This is a genomic window from Streptomyces jeddahensis, assembly GCF_001642995.1.
GTDB lineage: Bacteria > Actinomycetota > Actinomycetes > Streptomycetales > Streptomycetaceae > Streptomyces > Streptomyces jeddahensis.
Map to the genome: position 1 here is coordinate 1 of NZ_LOHS01000054.1, position 12,957 is coordinate 12,957.

Genomic DNA, 12,957 nt, shown 5'->3' on the forward strand with positions numbered 1-12,957 from the left:
TCGATCTTGCTGGTGTAGCCGGCCGTGGAACCGTTCTTCGACGGAATGTCCGGCTTGGCGACCGTGCTGGCGACGTACGTCGGGAGCAGCTTGTCCGCGGCCTTGCCCGACGTGGCGCCCTCACGCGAACCGCTGTTTGAACCGCCACAGGCGGTCAGCAGCGGCAACCCACCGGCCACCGCTGCGGTGGCGACCGCCGTGGAGGCGAGGAAGCTTCTCCGGCTGGGTCCGGAGTTGGGGGCGGCGTTCGGCGTCATTGCATCAACCCTTCATGGCGCACCTGGACATCCGGCGGTGGGCCGTCGGCTGCGGTGTCGTGACTGGAACTGGCTGAGCTGGAAGCGGACATCCCATCACTGCGATGCGATTCGCAGTCGAAGCGCTTCGATGTTGCTGCGAGGTTAAGTGAACACCCATGGGCGCACAAGGGTCGCTTCCAAGATTCCTCCGAGGTACTGGGGGGGCTCTTTGTAGACCCTGCTGGAGGCAACGATGTTGAGTTCTTGACACTCCCTCTAGTGTCTGACGGGCTTCGAAGCGCTTCGAAAGACTTGCCGCTCCATCTCAAGGGAATCCCGCTTGTCCGCGCACAAGCCGCACACACCACCACCTTTCCGCGATCCGCAGCTGCCGTTCCCGAAGCGCATCGACGACCTTCTGTCGCGGCTCACGCTCGACGAAAGATGGGATTTCTGCACCAGTTCACGCCCGCGGTCGACCGCCTCGGCATCGCGGCCTTCCGCACCGGCCACGCCGTGCAGCGCCAGCACTGGCTGGCCCACAACAACGAGACGGGCCGCGACATACGGCTCGGACGGCCCTCGCTACCTCCGCTCCTGGACCGTCAGTGGCCTTGCCGGCGCCTGGACGCTCCCGCCGCATCCGAGCGGGCCAGCTGTGCTGCACCGTGTTCCCGGCGTCCTTGACCCGTCCCGCGGTGTGCACCTGCGCCAGCACTCCCGTTGCGCGGACCAGTTGCCACTGCTGGTTGGCCCCGCCCCAGTCGATGAACTGCACGACCTTGGCGCCGTCCGCGGTGGAGGCGTTCTGGACCTCGACGGCCTTGCCGCTGTTGCGGTTGATCAGCCGGACGTAACCGTCCGACGAGTCCTCCAGCCGGAACTGCTGCGAGCCGTACGTGGTCGTGGCGGCGACGGCCGCCGTCGCCGACACCCCGGAGGCAGCCCGTCGTCTCCTGATGCCGGAGGCCTGGGCGATGGCGTACTCGCACGGCACCGAGGAGCAGCTCACCGAGCAGCTGGAGGCGCTGTTCAAGGAGTGTGGGGGGCACCCCCGCACGGGTGGGACGCCGCTGGTTCCCCCTACCCGGCCACCTCCCGTGCCAGGGGCGCTGCGTCCGGACCGCGCTGGGGGCTCCGTCCACGGACTCCCATCGCCCTGACGGGCCCATCCTTGAGCACCGGACGGGCTGACTCATGCCGACCGGCATGCGAGCCCGTGCCCGCAGCGCACGGGACCGACTCGCGGCGGACGCCTTCTCCCGTCCCCGACTCGGCGGCGAGGGCGAGGCCTCGCCGGTCCAGGTGCGTGGCCGGTGCGAGGGGCGGGAGTACGTCCACCTCGGCGGCGAGGTCGCGTGCCGAGGCGACCCGCCATAGCGACGCTCCGAGCGAGTCGTCGCCGACGAAGGCGGGCGCCGTGCTGACGGCCTCCCCGTGCTGCCGGTAGCGGATGCGGACGGGCTGGACGGGCACCCCGGCGTCCAGAGCGGCCTGGAAGACGGCGCTCCGGAAGCTTCCCCGGGCCCGGCCGCACCAGGTGCTGCCCTCGGGGAAGGCCACGACCGCCGCTCCCCCGCGCAGGGCGGCGGCGATGCGGGCGACCGTCTCCGGCAGGGCGCGCAGCCGGTCGCGTTCGATGAAGAGGGTTCCGCCGCGGGCGACCAGCGCGCCCGCCACGGGCCAGTCCCGGATCTCGGTCTTGGCGAGCATCCGGGCCGGCCGGACGGCGGCGAGCAGGGGGATGTCGAGCCAGGAGATGTGGTTCGCCACGAGCAGTACGCCGCCAGGGGGCGCCTCGCCGCCCGTGGTGCGTACGCGCACGCCCGCGGCGCGGACGACCGTCCGGCACCACCAGCGGACGAGCCGGTCGCGCGGCGCCGGGGACAGCCGCGCGGCCAGCGGGGACAGGGCGATCCCGGTGACCGTGACGACCGCGACCGCCGCAAGGCGGAGCACGGCGCGCGGCACCGCCGCCGACCGCACGGAGTCGACGCACGCCCCCGGGGTGCAGGGCGCGGTGGGCAGCCAGGCGCTCGCCACGCCGGAGTTCTGCACCCCGGAGTTCAGCACGCCGGAGTGCTGCACGCCGGAGTTCTGCACGCTCATCGGGCCGGTGCTCGAGGCGCTCACCAGGCGGGTGCGAGGGAGAGGAAGTGCCGCAGGTAGCGCTGGTTGACGCGGCTCATCGACAGCAGCACGTAGAGGTCGGCCACGCCGAAGTCCGGGTCGTGGGCGGGCTCGCCGCACACCCAGGCGCCGAGCCGGAGGTAGCCGCGCAGGAGCGGCGGCAGCTCGGCGTTCGCGGGCCGGCCCGGAGCCTCGCCCGGGCTCTTGGGGATCCAGGGCAGCAGCGGCCGTACCCGGTACTCCTCGGGCGCGAGGTGCTTGGCCTGGACCCGGTCCCAGGTGGCGGCGGCCAGTGCGCCGCCGTCGGCGAGCGGTACCGAGCAGCAGCCGGCCAGCCACTCGTGCCCGCCGTTGACCATGTAGCGGGCGATGCCGGCCCAGATGAGGCCGATGACGGTGCCGTCGCGGTGGTCGGGGTGGACGCAGGAGCGGCCGACCTCGACGAGCCCTGGGCGGATCCCGTCGAGCCGTCCGAGGTCGAACTCGCCCTCGGAGTAGAGCCGTCCGGCGACCGCGGCACGCTCGGGCGGCAGCAGGCGGTACGTGCCGACGTACTGCCCCGTGACGTTGTCGCGCACCAGGAGGTGGTCGCAGTACGCGTCGAAGGCGTCGATGTCGTAGCCCGGCTCGGGGGTCGCGAGGAGGGCGCCCATCTCGGTGGCGAAGACGTCGTGCCGCAGTCGCTGCGCGGCCCGTACCTCCGCCTCGTTGCGGGCGAGCGTGACGGTGTAGCGGACGCCGTCTTGGACGGGCGCCTGGGCTGGGGTTTCGAGGGCGGGGACGGCAGTCATGGCTCTCTCCTGGTCACGGCCTGGTCGGCAGGACGGTGGCAGGCCCTCGGGTGCGGGCCTGCTTACTCCTGTTGTCCCGGCGTCTGCTGGCGCGGACATGACCTACGGCAGGAGAGAGAGTGTGCGGTTGTTGAATGGCTGGCGGGACGGCGGCCGAATCCGGTCCCTGTGTGCCTCGCGGGGCGAACCGGGCCACCGGTATGCGTGGTGGGACCGGGGCTGAGCACCGAGCCCCGGTCCCACCCGTCCACCCCTTGGTGGGCGAACGTCTTACGGCTGAGCGGGCCCGGGGAAGTGCGGGTGCGTTCCCGCGTCGTTCGGTGCGTGCTCTCGGCGTGCCGGACGAAGGTCCTCGTAGCGGAGCTACTTGGGCCTTTGGCCGGTGCGGCGAGAGTGCGTGCCGGGCGGCGTGGGGGCGTGCCTGAACTTCCCCGGGGTCGCTTAGCGTTTGCCCGCCTTGCGGGTCGCGCGCAGCCACTCCCTGTTCATGTTCGTGATGGACATCAGCGGGATGCCCTTCGGGCAGGCGGTGGCGCACTCCCCGGTGAGGGTGCAGCCGCCGAAGCCCTCGTCGTCCATCTGAGCCACCATGTCCAGGACGCGGGACTCGCGCTCGGGCGCGCCCTGCGGCAGGACGTTGAGGTGGTTGATCTTGGCGGAGGTGAAGAGCATGGCCGCGCCGTTGGGGCAGGCCGCGACGCACGCGCCGCAGCCGATGCACTCGGCGTGCTCGAACGCGTAGTCGGCGTCCGGCTTGGGCACGGGCGTGGCGTGCGCCTCGGGCGCGGTGCCGGTCGGTGCGGTGATGTAGCCGCCGGCCTGGATGATCCGGTCGAACGCCGACCGGTCCACGACCAGGTCCTTGATGACCGGGAAGGCCGAGGCGCGCCACGGCTCGATGTCGATCGTGTCGCCGTCCTTGAAGGACCGCATGTGGAGCTGGCAGGTGGTGGTGCGCTCCGGGCCGTGCGCATCGCCGTTGATGACGAGCGAGCACGCGCCGCAGATGCCCTCGCGGCAGTCGTGGTCGAAGGCGACCGGGTCCTCGCCCTTGAGGATGAGCTCCTCGTTGAGGGTGTCGAGCATCTCGAGGAAGGACATGTCGGAGGAGATTCCGTCCACCTCGTATGTGGACATGGCGCCTTCTGCGTCGGCGTTCTTCTGCCGCCAGACGCGCAGGGTGAGCTTCATGCGTAGCTCCGCTGAGTGGGGTGGACGTACTCGAAGACCAGGTCTTCCTTGTGCAGGACGGGGGCCTCGCCCGTGCCGGTGAACTCCCAGGCGGCCGCGTAGGAGAACTCGTCGTCCTTACGGGCGGCCTCGCCGTCCGGGGTCTGCGACTCCTCGCGGAAGTGGCCGCCGCAGGACTCGGCGCGGTGCAGCGCGTCGAGGCACATGAGCTCGGCGAGCTCCAGGTAGTCGACGACGCGGTTGGCCTTCTCCAGCGACTGGTTGAACTCCTCGCCGGCGCCCGGCACCTTGATGCGGCGCCAGAACTCCTCGCGGATCTCGGGGATCCGCTCGAGCGCCTTGCGCAGGCCCTCGTCGGTGCGGGCCATGCCGCAGAACTCCCACATGAGCTCGCCGATCTCGCGGTGGAAGGAGTCGGGCGTGCGGTCGCCGTTCACGGCGAGCAGCTTCTCGAGCCGCTCCTTCGTCTCGCGGACGGCCTCAAGAGCGGCCGGGTGGGTGTCGTCGACGTCGTCCTTGTGCGGGTTGCGGGCAAGGTAGTCGTTGATGGTGGACGGCAGCACGAAGTAGCCGTCGGCCAGCCCCTGCATCAGCGCGGACGCGCCGAGGCGGTTGGCGCCGTGGTCGGAGAAGTTGGCCTCGCCGATCGCAAACAGGCCGGGGATCGTGGTCTGCAGGTCGTAGTCGACCCACAGGCCGCCCATCGTGTAGTGGACGGCGGGGTAGATCCGCATCGGCACCTCGTACGGATCCTCGTCGGTGATCCGCTGGTACATGTCGAAGAGGTTTCCGTACTTGGCCTCGACGGCCTTACGGCCCATGCGCTGGATGGCCTCGGCGAAGTCCAGGTACACGCCCTGGCCGCCGGGACCGACGCCACGGCCCTCGTCGCACACGTTCTTCGCCGCCCGCGAGGCGATGTCACGCGGCACCAGGTTGCCGAAGGACGGGTAGATGCGCTCCAGGTAGTAGTCGCGCTCGTCCTCGGGGATCTGGTTCGGCGGGCGGTTGTCGCCCTTGGCCTTCGGCACCCAGATGCGGCCGTCGTTGCGCAGCGACTCGCTCATCAGCGTCAGCTTCGACTGGTGGTCGCCGGTGCGCGGGATGCAGGTGGGGTGGATCTGCGTGAAGCAGGGGTTCGCGAAGTACGCGCCCTTGCGGTGCGCCCGCCAGATCGCGGTCGCGTTGGAGTTCATCGCGTTCGTCGACAGGTAGAAGACGTTGCCGTACCCACCGGAGGCCAGGACCACGGCGTCCGCGAAGTAGGTGTCGATCTTCCCGGTGACGAGGTCGCGGGCGACGATGCCGCGCGCCCGGCCGTCGACGACGATCAGGTCGAGCATCTCGGTGCGCGGGTGCAGCTCGATGTTGCCGGCCGCGACCTGCCGCGACAGCGCCTGGTAGGCGCCGAGCAGCAGCTGCTGGCCCGTCTGGCCGCGGGCGTAGAAGGTACGGGAGACCTGCACGCCGCCGAAGGAGCGGTTGTCGAGCAGACCGCCGTACTCACGGGCGAACGGGACGCCCTGTGCGACGCACTGGTCGATGATCTCGACGGAGATCTGCGCCAGCCGGTGGACGTTCGACTCGCGGGCGCGGAAGTCGCCGCCCTTGACCGTGTCGTAGAACAGGCGGTGGATCGAGTCGCCATCGTTGCGGTAGTTCTTCGCGGCGTTGATGCCGCCCTGCGCGGCGACCGAGTGGGCGCGGCGCGGGGAGTCCTGGAAGCAGAACTGCACGACGTGGTAGCCCTGTTCGGCGAGCGTCGCGCCCGCCGAGCCGCCCGCGAGGCCGGTGCCGACGACGATGATCGTGTGCTTGCGGCGGTTGGCCGGGTTGACCAGCTTGGCCTCGAAGCGGCGGGTGTCCCAGCGCTCGTTGACAGGGCCCTTGGGCGCCTTGGTGTCGACGACCGGCTCCCCGGTCGCGTAGTCGGTGTATGAACTCATGTCAGCTCACCACTCCGGTCATGACAGCGACGGGTACGGAGATGAAGCCCACCGTCAGCACGAGCGCGAGGACGTTGGCGATGGTCTTGAGGGCGCGGTCGCGGGTGCGGCTGCCCACGCCGAGCGTCTGCGCGGCGCTCCAGAAGCCGTGCCGGATGTGCAGGCCGAGCGCGAGCATCGCGACGATGTAGATGACGTTGCCGTACCAGGTGGAGAAGGTGTCGACGACGTTCTGGTAAGGGCGTCCCGACTCGAAGCCCGGGTGCACGGTGCCCGTCGTCAGGTCGAGGATGTGCCAGACGATGAACAGGCCGAGGATGATGCCGCCCCAGCGCATGGTGCGCGTCGCGTAGCTGGCGCGCGGCCGCTTGTGGACGTACTTGCTCGGGCGCGCCTTGATGTCGCGGCGGCTCAGCTGGTACGCGGAGGTGGCGTGCGCGATCACGGCGACGAGGAGGACGACGCGGATGACCCACAGCGTCCACTCGTAGTGCATGAAGGGCTCGCCGATCGTGCGAAGCCAGTGGGCGTAGTGGTTGAACTCGCCCGACCCGAAGAAGATCTTGAGGTTGCCCAGCATGTGGACGACCAGGTAGAGCAGCATGATCAGGCCGCTCACGGCCATCACTGTCTTCTTGCCGACGGACGAGTCCCAGATGGTGCGCGTCATGGACGGCCGTCGGTCCGTCCGCGTTGCCAGAGCCATGACTCAGCACGCTAGGGCCGATAGGCCCGATCGGTCCAAGACATGGAACAGCTCATTTCCATAGGCGACGCCTATCGAGGCGTATCGTGGGCGGTATGCAGTTCCAGCAGCTCCAGTACTTCGTCGCGGTGGCGGAGACCCGGCACTTCACCCGGGCTGCCGAGCTCGTACATGTGGCGCAGCCGTCGCTGTCTCAGCAGATCAGGGCGCTTGAACGGGAGTTGGGCGCGGATCTGTTCCTGCGGGCGCGGGGCAACATCTCGCTCACCGACGCCGGCGAGGCGCTGCTGCCGCTCGCGCGCCGGATCCTCGCGGACGCGGACACCGCGCGGCAGGAGGTCCACGAGCTGGCCCAGCTGCGGCGCGGCCGGCTCCGGCTGGGAGCGACGCCCAGCCTGTGCACGGGCCTGCTCCCGGACGTGCTGCGCGAGTTCCACGAGCGGTATCCGGGAATCCGGCTGATGATCGAGGAGAGCGGTTCCCACGACCTCGTACGGGAGCTCGCGCGCGGCGCGCTGGACCTGGCGCTGATCGTGCTGCCGCTGCCGACGCCGTCGCCCGCGCTGACGACCGTGGAGGTGCTGCGCGAGGACCTGGTGGTCGTCTCCTCACCCGACGCGCCCGCGCCGGGGCGGGGAGGGCGGGTGCGGATCGCCGATCTCGAGGGTGAGCGGCTCGTCATGTTCCGGCACGGGTACGACCTTCGGGAGCTGACGGTCGCGGCCTGCCGGGCCGAGGGGTTCGAGCCGGAGTTCGCCGTGGAGGGCGGGGAGATGGATGCGGTGCTGGGGTTTGTGCGGGCGGGACTCGGCGTTGCCGTCGTCCCGCACATGGTGGCCGAGCGGGCCGGGGGGTTGCGGGTGACGCCGCTGGCCCGGCCCGGGCTGCATCGGGCGATTGCGCTGGCGCACCGGAGTGATGTGGCTCCGCCACGGGCGGCTCGGGAGCTGCAACGTATGTTGCTGCTCTGACCGCGTGGCTGGACTCTTACGTCAGGGCGCCGTAATGGGTGGGCTGTGCCCACCCTCCCCCAGCTACCGCTGGGAGGTGCCCCCAGCCCTGCGGAACGATTGCCCACAGCGGTAGCGGCACGGTGCCCACAGCGGTACAGCGGTGCGGCTCCCCCAGCGATTAGCTCGCTGCGTCCACCAGCGCCAGTTCGTGCAGGCGGTCCGGGGGGCCCGGGCGGGCGTAGTACCAGCCCTGGGCCGTGTCGCAGCCCAGGATGCGGAGCTGTTCCGCCTGGGCGCCGGTCTCGACGCCCTCGACCGTGACGGCGAGGTCCAGACTGTGGGCGAGCGCGACGATGCCTTCGACGATCTTCAGGTCGACGGGGTCGGCCGGGAACTGCTGCATGCTCCGGGTGAAGGACCGGTCGAGCTTCAGGACGCGCACGGGCAGACGGCGCAGGTTGGCCAGGTTCGAGTAGCCCGTGCCGAAGTCGTCGAGCGCGATGTCGACGCCCATCTCGGCGAGCCTCCGCAACGGCTTGAGCAGATCGTCGTCGGCGCCGATCAGCGCGGACTCGGTCACCTCCAGGCAGAGCGCATCCGCGTCGAGTCCGGCGGCCTGCAGGATGGCGACGGTGTCGGAGACGAGCCCGGGGTGGGTGAGCTGGCACGGCGAGAGGTTCACGTTGATCCGCAGCGGTCCCGCGTCGGCGTGCCGCTCCTGCCAGCGGCGGGCCTGCTGCACGGACTGCTCGAGCACCCAGCGGCCCAGCGGCACGATCAGCCCGGTGTGCTCGGCGAGCGGGATGAACCGGTCGGGGCCGAGCACCCCGTGCTGCGGATGCAGCCAGCGCACCAGCGCCTCCGCGCCGCGCACACTGCCGTCGCCGAGGTGCACGAGCGGCTGGTACTCGATGAAGAACTCGCCCCGGTCCAGGGCCGAGGGCAGCGCGGTGGTGAGCCCGTGCCGGGTGATGGCGAGCGCGTCGGCCTCGGGGTCTGCCGTCTCGAAGCGGTTGCCGCCCGCCGCCTTGGCCCGGTACATCGTGATGTCGGCGCTGCGCAGCACCTCCGCGGGGCCGCGTTCGCCCGCGGGTCCCTCGACGACGCCGATGCTGCCGCGCACCGTGAGCTCATGGCCGTCGATGCTGATCGGGGACGCCAGGGCGTGCATGATGCGCCGGGCGAGCTCGATCACCTCGGTCTGCGTGTCCGGTCCGGTGGTGAGCGCCACGAACTCGTCGCCGCCGAGCCGTGCGACCATCTCGCCCGGCGCGGGGGCGCAGGCCTGGAGCCGGTCGGCGACCTCGACGAGCAGCCGGTCGCCGACGGCGTGTCCGAGGCTGTCGTTGATCGTCTTGAAGCCGTCCAGGTCGAGGTAGCAGAGCCCGAAGCGCTGGCCTGCGCCCGCGGACAGCGCCTTCTCCAGGCGTTCGGAGAACAGGGTGCGGTTGGGCAGCCCGGTGAGCGCGTCGTGCGTGGCCTCGTAGCGCAACCGCAGGTTGAGCAGCCTGCGCTCGGTGGTGTCCTCCATGAGCGCGAGCTGGTACTGGGGCCGGCCCTCAGCATCGCGCAGCAGCGAGACGGTGAGGTTGGTCCACAGGACGGTGCCGTCGGGACGGCTGAAGGGCTTCTCGACGCGGTAGTGGTCGCGCTCGCCGCGCACCAGTTCGTCGTAGAGCCGCCATACGTGCGGGGCGTCTTCGGGATGGGTCCACTCCACCACGTTGCGGCCGCGCATGAGTTGCTCGGAGACGCCGAACATCCGGATCATCGCGTCGTTGACCTCGAGCACCGAGCCGTCGAGGTCGGCGATCCCGACCCCTATGGCGGCCTCCTGGAACACCGCGCGGAAGCGTGCCTCGCTGTTGTGCAGTGCCTCCGCGACGGCGGCGCGGGCGTCGAGGGCGGCCCGGTAGATGGCCTCCTGCTCGGCGAGCGTGCGCTCGCGCAGTGCCTGGGCGAAGCCGGCGGCGGCGGCGTGCTGCAGCCGTGCCGAGCGCACCCGCTGCTCCTCCTGGGCGCCTTCCGTGCCGCAGTACAGCACGAGGTAGGCGTCCACGACGTCGAGGGTGCGGTTCAGCGCCTCGGGGTCGGTGCAGTGCGTGTCGACGAGCGCCGCACCGACGGCCTTTCCGGCCGCAACATCGAAGGCGCGGGCCCGCAGTGCATCCCGCAGCCGGCGGGCGAGCGGCAGCAGCTGCTGCTCGAACTCCGGCCTGGTCAGCGACGTGGCCGTCACCGGGAAGATCGCCCGGCTCCAGATCGTCGCGAACCGGCGCAGTCTGTCCTCCGGTCCGTCCGGCGTGCCGGTCACGCGATGCGCCCCACGCAGGCGAAGCCCGAGAAGGCGTAGGGATCCTCGTCCTCGGGCGGCGTTTCGGGCCGCCAGTGCGGCATGTCCACGAGCCCCGGTTCCACCATCTCGAACCCCTCGAAGAACCGCGCGATCTCGTCGCGCGAGCGCATGACCAGCGGATTGCGGATGTCCTTGTAGACGCCGACGGCGCCACCCGCCTGCTCGGACGGGAGCGGAATGCCTTCGTACGAGGCGTGCGTGGCGATGAGGAGGCTGCCGGGTGCGAGGGCGTCCCGCAACTCGGCGACCGCCTCGTACGGATGGTCGGAGTCCTCCAGGAAATGCAGCACCGCCACGAGCAGCAGCGCCACCGGACGGTCCAGGTCGAGGAGCCGTTCCACCTCGGAACTGCGCAGGATGTCCTGGGGTTTGCGCAGATCGGCGGCGATGACGCCCGCGTCCTCGTTGCCCTCGAGGACCGCTCTGCTGTGCGCGACGGCGACGGGGTCATGGTCGACGTACACGACGCGTGCGCCCGGGCATGCGCTCTGGGCGACCTCGTGGACGTTGCCGAAGGTGGGGATGCCGGAGCCTATGTCGAGGAACTGCGTGATGCCCTCCTCCACCGCGTAACGCACCGCTCGGCGCATGAAGGCACGATTCGCCTGCATGATCTTGGGGAGTCCCGGCATGAACTCCATCGCTTTGCGTGCCGCTTCCCGGTCGACCTCGAAGTTGTGCGAACCGCCCAGGTAGTAGTCGTAGATGCGGGACACACTCGGCACCGAGATATCGATGCCCTGCGGGGCCCACGCGGGACGCTCCATCTATCACTCCAAGGCGTTTGGCGATCCGGTGTTCGAGCTGAGGCTACTGATCGCCCGCCAACTGAGCGAGTCGAAACGGAAATTGGTGATCCGTTCTCGGTCACTGCCTTGGGCAAGTGCCGACGGAATGTCACCTGAAAGCAACCCGACGTAAGCGGAACGGATGTCACGCCTCCGCGACGCAGCTCCCCGAAGGCGCGAGGGTGCTGTGACAACGGCCCCGCGAACGGTCCCGCGAGCCTTCCCTGGGAACGGGAAAGAGCCGGCCTGTTCCCCCCGTGCGGCGCGGAGGGAACGGACCGGCTGGCCGGACGTGCCGTGCTGATCTCCTTGTGGCGTCCAACTCCCTTTTCTCGGTGACCTACTTGGACACGCCGACCGGCTTTCCGTCGGGCGACACGGCGTACCACGTGCCACCCACGCCCTGACCGTTGGTGTCACCCGGCTCCTTGTCGCCGGAGAACGTATACAGCGGCCAGCAGTCGATGGTCTGCTGCTTCAGACCGTCGGGGCGGTCGAAGGTGACGAAGCCCTTCTGCAGGATCCCCTTGGTGTCGTTCTTGGCGACCGGCTCGACGACGGGCCACTTCTCGAGGCACGCGCCGGTGCAGGCGGTCTTCATCGGCCAGGCCGAGTCCTTCATGAAGCGGTAGACCGTCATGCCGTTCTTGTCGACCACGATCTCGCCGAGCTCGGGGTCCTCGCGGGTGGACAGGCCGGGCAGATCCGCGGCACCCGCCCCCGCCCCGGCCGCCTCCGGGGACGCCTTCTTGCCGTCGGGCGCGGCGGCGAACCAAGTGCCGCCCATGCCCTGCCCCTTGGCGTCGCCGGGCTTGGTGTCCTTGGCGTACCGGTACATCGGCCAGCCGTCGATCGTGAGCTGCTTGGTGCCGTCGCCGCGGGTGACCTCGCCGAGCAGCGACTCATCGACACCGGGCGGGGCCGTGGCGCCCGAGGCCGCCACCGGCGGCCATGCGGTCGCACAGTCGCCGTCACAGGTGGACTTGGGCGGCTCCGCGGTGTCCTGATCGAAGCGGTAGAGGGTGAACCCCGCGCTGTCGGTGAGCACCTCGCCGAGCTTCTTGCTGTCCCAGACGGCCAGCTGCCCGGCCTCCTTCACATCGCCCTGCGACGCCTGCTCGTCCTTGGCGCCCGCGCCGGAGCCGTAGCCGTCGCCCGCACCGTATCCGCCGTCGGCCGCCGGGGCCGCGCCCACGGCCCCGGCCGGCGCCTGGTTGCCCTGCTCCTGACCGCACGCCGTCGTCAGCGCCAGCACGGCCGCAGCTGTCGCTACGAGCGAGGCGCTCCGCCAGGTCTTCATTGCCAACTCCCGTTGCTGCTCGCGTGGTGCGACGCCGGGATGCGCCGCGCATGGCCCTAGGTACGAGCGGGAGCGGCGGTTGTGTTCAACCGGCCCGAAGAAATCTGCTTCTCCCTGCGGGCTGCTTGGCGGCTCCCGCCGGCCTGCGGGCCGCGCGCGGCTCGCGAGCGCGGGGGCGAGTACGGCCGTCCAGGCTGCAAACCTCCGGACGCCCATCTCCCCACGTTCGGGCCCATCGGCGTCCGCACCGGCGTACCGGCCCCACGGGCCGATCATGCTCTCCGCCGTGTACGGATCGCTTCGGGCGCGGCCCGCCTGTCTGGTACGGGGGTCGGCGCTGTGCCTTCTGGGCGCTCTGGCCTGGCTGCTGGGTCTCTCGGCGGTCGCGGCCGTACCGGCCGATGCGTGTGCCTACGCTCCCGGCGGGCCGGGCGGCGGCGCCGTCGCGGTGGCCGGGGGCGCCGCCACCTGTCCGGTGACCCCGACGCCTGATCGCTCCGCTGGCTGTGCCGATGTGCGGCTCCGCCGCGGGGCCGCGATGTGCCGTCGATGCGCTG

Annotated in this window: 10 protein-coding genes and 1 pseudogene; 1 reads left to right on the forward strand and 10 read right to left on the reverse strand. The window is 70.6% G+C overall.

The annotated features are described in order from the left end of the window. From STSP_RS08725 to STSP_RS08750, 7 genes and pseudogenes are all read right to left on the reverse strand, one after another. The coding region (locus STSP_RS08725; protein WP_157902797.1) for a twin-arginine translocation signal domain-containing protein at positions 1–257 on the reverse strand (257 nt) is incomplete at its 3' end. A gap of 709 nt (positions 258–966) precedes the next feature. Further along, positions 967–1,131: pseudogene (locus STSP_RS36800) on the reverse strand (RICIN domain-containing protein); the annotation flags it as partial. Between the two features lie 191 nt (positions 1,132–1,322). After that, the gene (locus STSP_RS08730; RefSeq protein WP_078067003.1) at positions 1,323–2,348 is read right to left on the reverse strand and encodes a lysophospholipid acyltransferase family protein; all 1,026 of its coding nucleotides are present in this window, start codon (positions 2,346–2,348) and stop codon (positions 1,323–1,325) included. A gap of 20 nt (positions 2,349–2,368) precedes the next feature. Further along, the gene (locus STSP_RS08735; RefSeq protein WP_067274327.1) at positions 2,369–3,160 is read right to left on the reverse strand and encodes a GNAT family N-acetyltransferase; all 792 of its coding nucleotides are present in this window, start codon (positions 3,158–3,160) and stop codon (positions 2,369–2,371) included. A gap of 441 nt (positions 3,161–3,601) precedes the next feature. Further along, positions 3,602–4,351 (reverse strand): succinate dehydrogenase/fumarate reductase iron-sulfur subunit, encoded by a 750-nt coding sequence (locus STSP_RS08740; RefSeq protein WP_067274329.1) that lies wholly within the window; start codon positions 4,349–4,351, stop codon positions 3,602–3,604. Beyond that, on the reverse strand, positions 4,348–6,297 hold the full coding sequence (locus STSP_RS08745; protein WP_067274332.1) for a fumarate reductase/succinate dehydrogenase flavoprotein subunit: 1,950 nt from the start codon (positions 6,295–6,297) through the stop codon (positions 4,348–4,350). The genes STSP_RS08740 and STSP_RS08745 overlap by 4 nt, the downstream gene beginning before the upstream one ends. A 1-nt stretch (position 6,298) precedes the next feature. After that, complete coding sequence (locus STSP_RS08750) at positions 6,299–6,967, reverse strand: succinate dehydrogenase (RefSeq protein ID WP_067274333.1); 669 nt, start codon at positions 6,965–6,967, stop codon at positions 6,299–6,301. 131 nt (positions 6,968–7,098) lie between these two features. On the opposite strand from STSP_RS08750, the gene STSP_RS08755 reads away from it, so the two are divergent. Next, entirely contained in the window at positions 7,099–7,974 is an 876-nt protein-coding gene (locus tag STSP_RS08755) for a LysR family transcriptional regulator (RefSeq protein ID WP_067274336.1), read from the forward strand. 160 nt (positions 7,975–8,134) lie between these two features. On the opposite strand, the gene STSP_RS08760 is transcribed toward STSP_RS08755, so the two are convergent. The 3 genes from STSP_RS08760 to STSP_RS08770 form a co-directional block, all read right to left on the reverse strand. After that, a complete protein-coding gene (locus STSP_RS08760) occupies positions 8,135–10,270 on the reverse strand; it encodes a putative bifunctional diguanylate cyclase/phosphodiesterase (protein WP_067274339.1) in 2,136 nt (711 codons plus the stop codon). Further along, positions 10,267–11,079, reverse strand: a complete 813-nt coding sequence (locus tag STSP_RS08765) for an SAM-dependent methyltransferase (protein WP_067274341.1) — start codon at positions 11,077–11,079, stop codon at positions 10,267–10,269. Before STSP_RS08765 ends, STSP_RS08760 begins: the two co-directional genes overlap by 4 nt. A gap of 361 nt (positions 11,080–11,440) precedes the next feature. Continuing rightward, positions 11,441–12,400: an SCO0930 family lipoprotein gene (locus STSP_RS08770; RefSeq protein WP_067274346.1), complete on the reverse strand. Its 960-nt coding sequence runs from the start codon at positions 12,398–12,400 to the stop codon at positions 11,441–11,443. Positions 12,401–12,957: the final 557 nt, after the last annotated feature.

Bases quoted from the DNA above. Each gene is read 5' to 3' on its own strand.
- STSP_RS08730 (WP_078067003.1), bottom strand. From the start codon at position 2,348: ATGAGCGTGCAGAACTCCGGCGTGCAGCACTCCGGCGTGCTGAACTCC.
- STSP_RS08735 (WP_067274327.1), bottom strand. From the start codon at position 3,160: ATGACTGCCGTCCCCGCCCTCGAAACCCCAGCCCAGGCGCCCGTCCAA.
- STSP_RS08740 (WP_067274329.1), bottom strand. From the start codon at position 4,351: ATGAAGCTCACCCTGCGCGTCTGGCGGCAGAAGAACGCCGACGCAGAA.
- STSP_RS08745 (WP_067274332.1), bottom strand. From the start codon at position 6,297: ATGAGTTCATACACCGACTACGCGACCGGGGAGCCGGTCGTCGACACC.
- STSP_RS08750 (WP_067274333.1), bottom strand. From the start codon at position 6,967: ATGACGCGCACCATCTGGGACTCGTCCGTCGGCAAGAAGACAGTGATG.
- STSP_RS08755 (WP_067274336.1), top strand. From the start codon at position 7,099: ATGCAGTTCCAGCAGCTCCAGTACTTCGTCGCGGTGGCGGAGACCCGG.
- STSP_RS08765 (WP_067274341.1), bottom strand. From the start codon at position 11,079: ATGGAGCGTCCCGCGTGGGCCCCGCAGGGCATCGATATCTCGGTGCCG.
- STSP_RS08770 (WP_067274346.1), bottom strand. From the start codon at position 12,400: ATGAAGACCTGGCGGAGCGCCTCGCTCGTAGCGACAGCTGCGGCCGTG.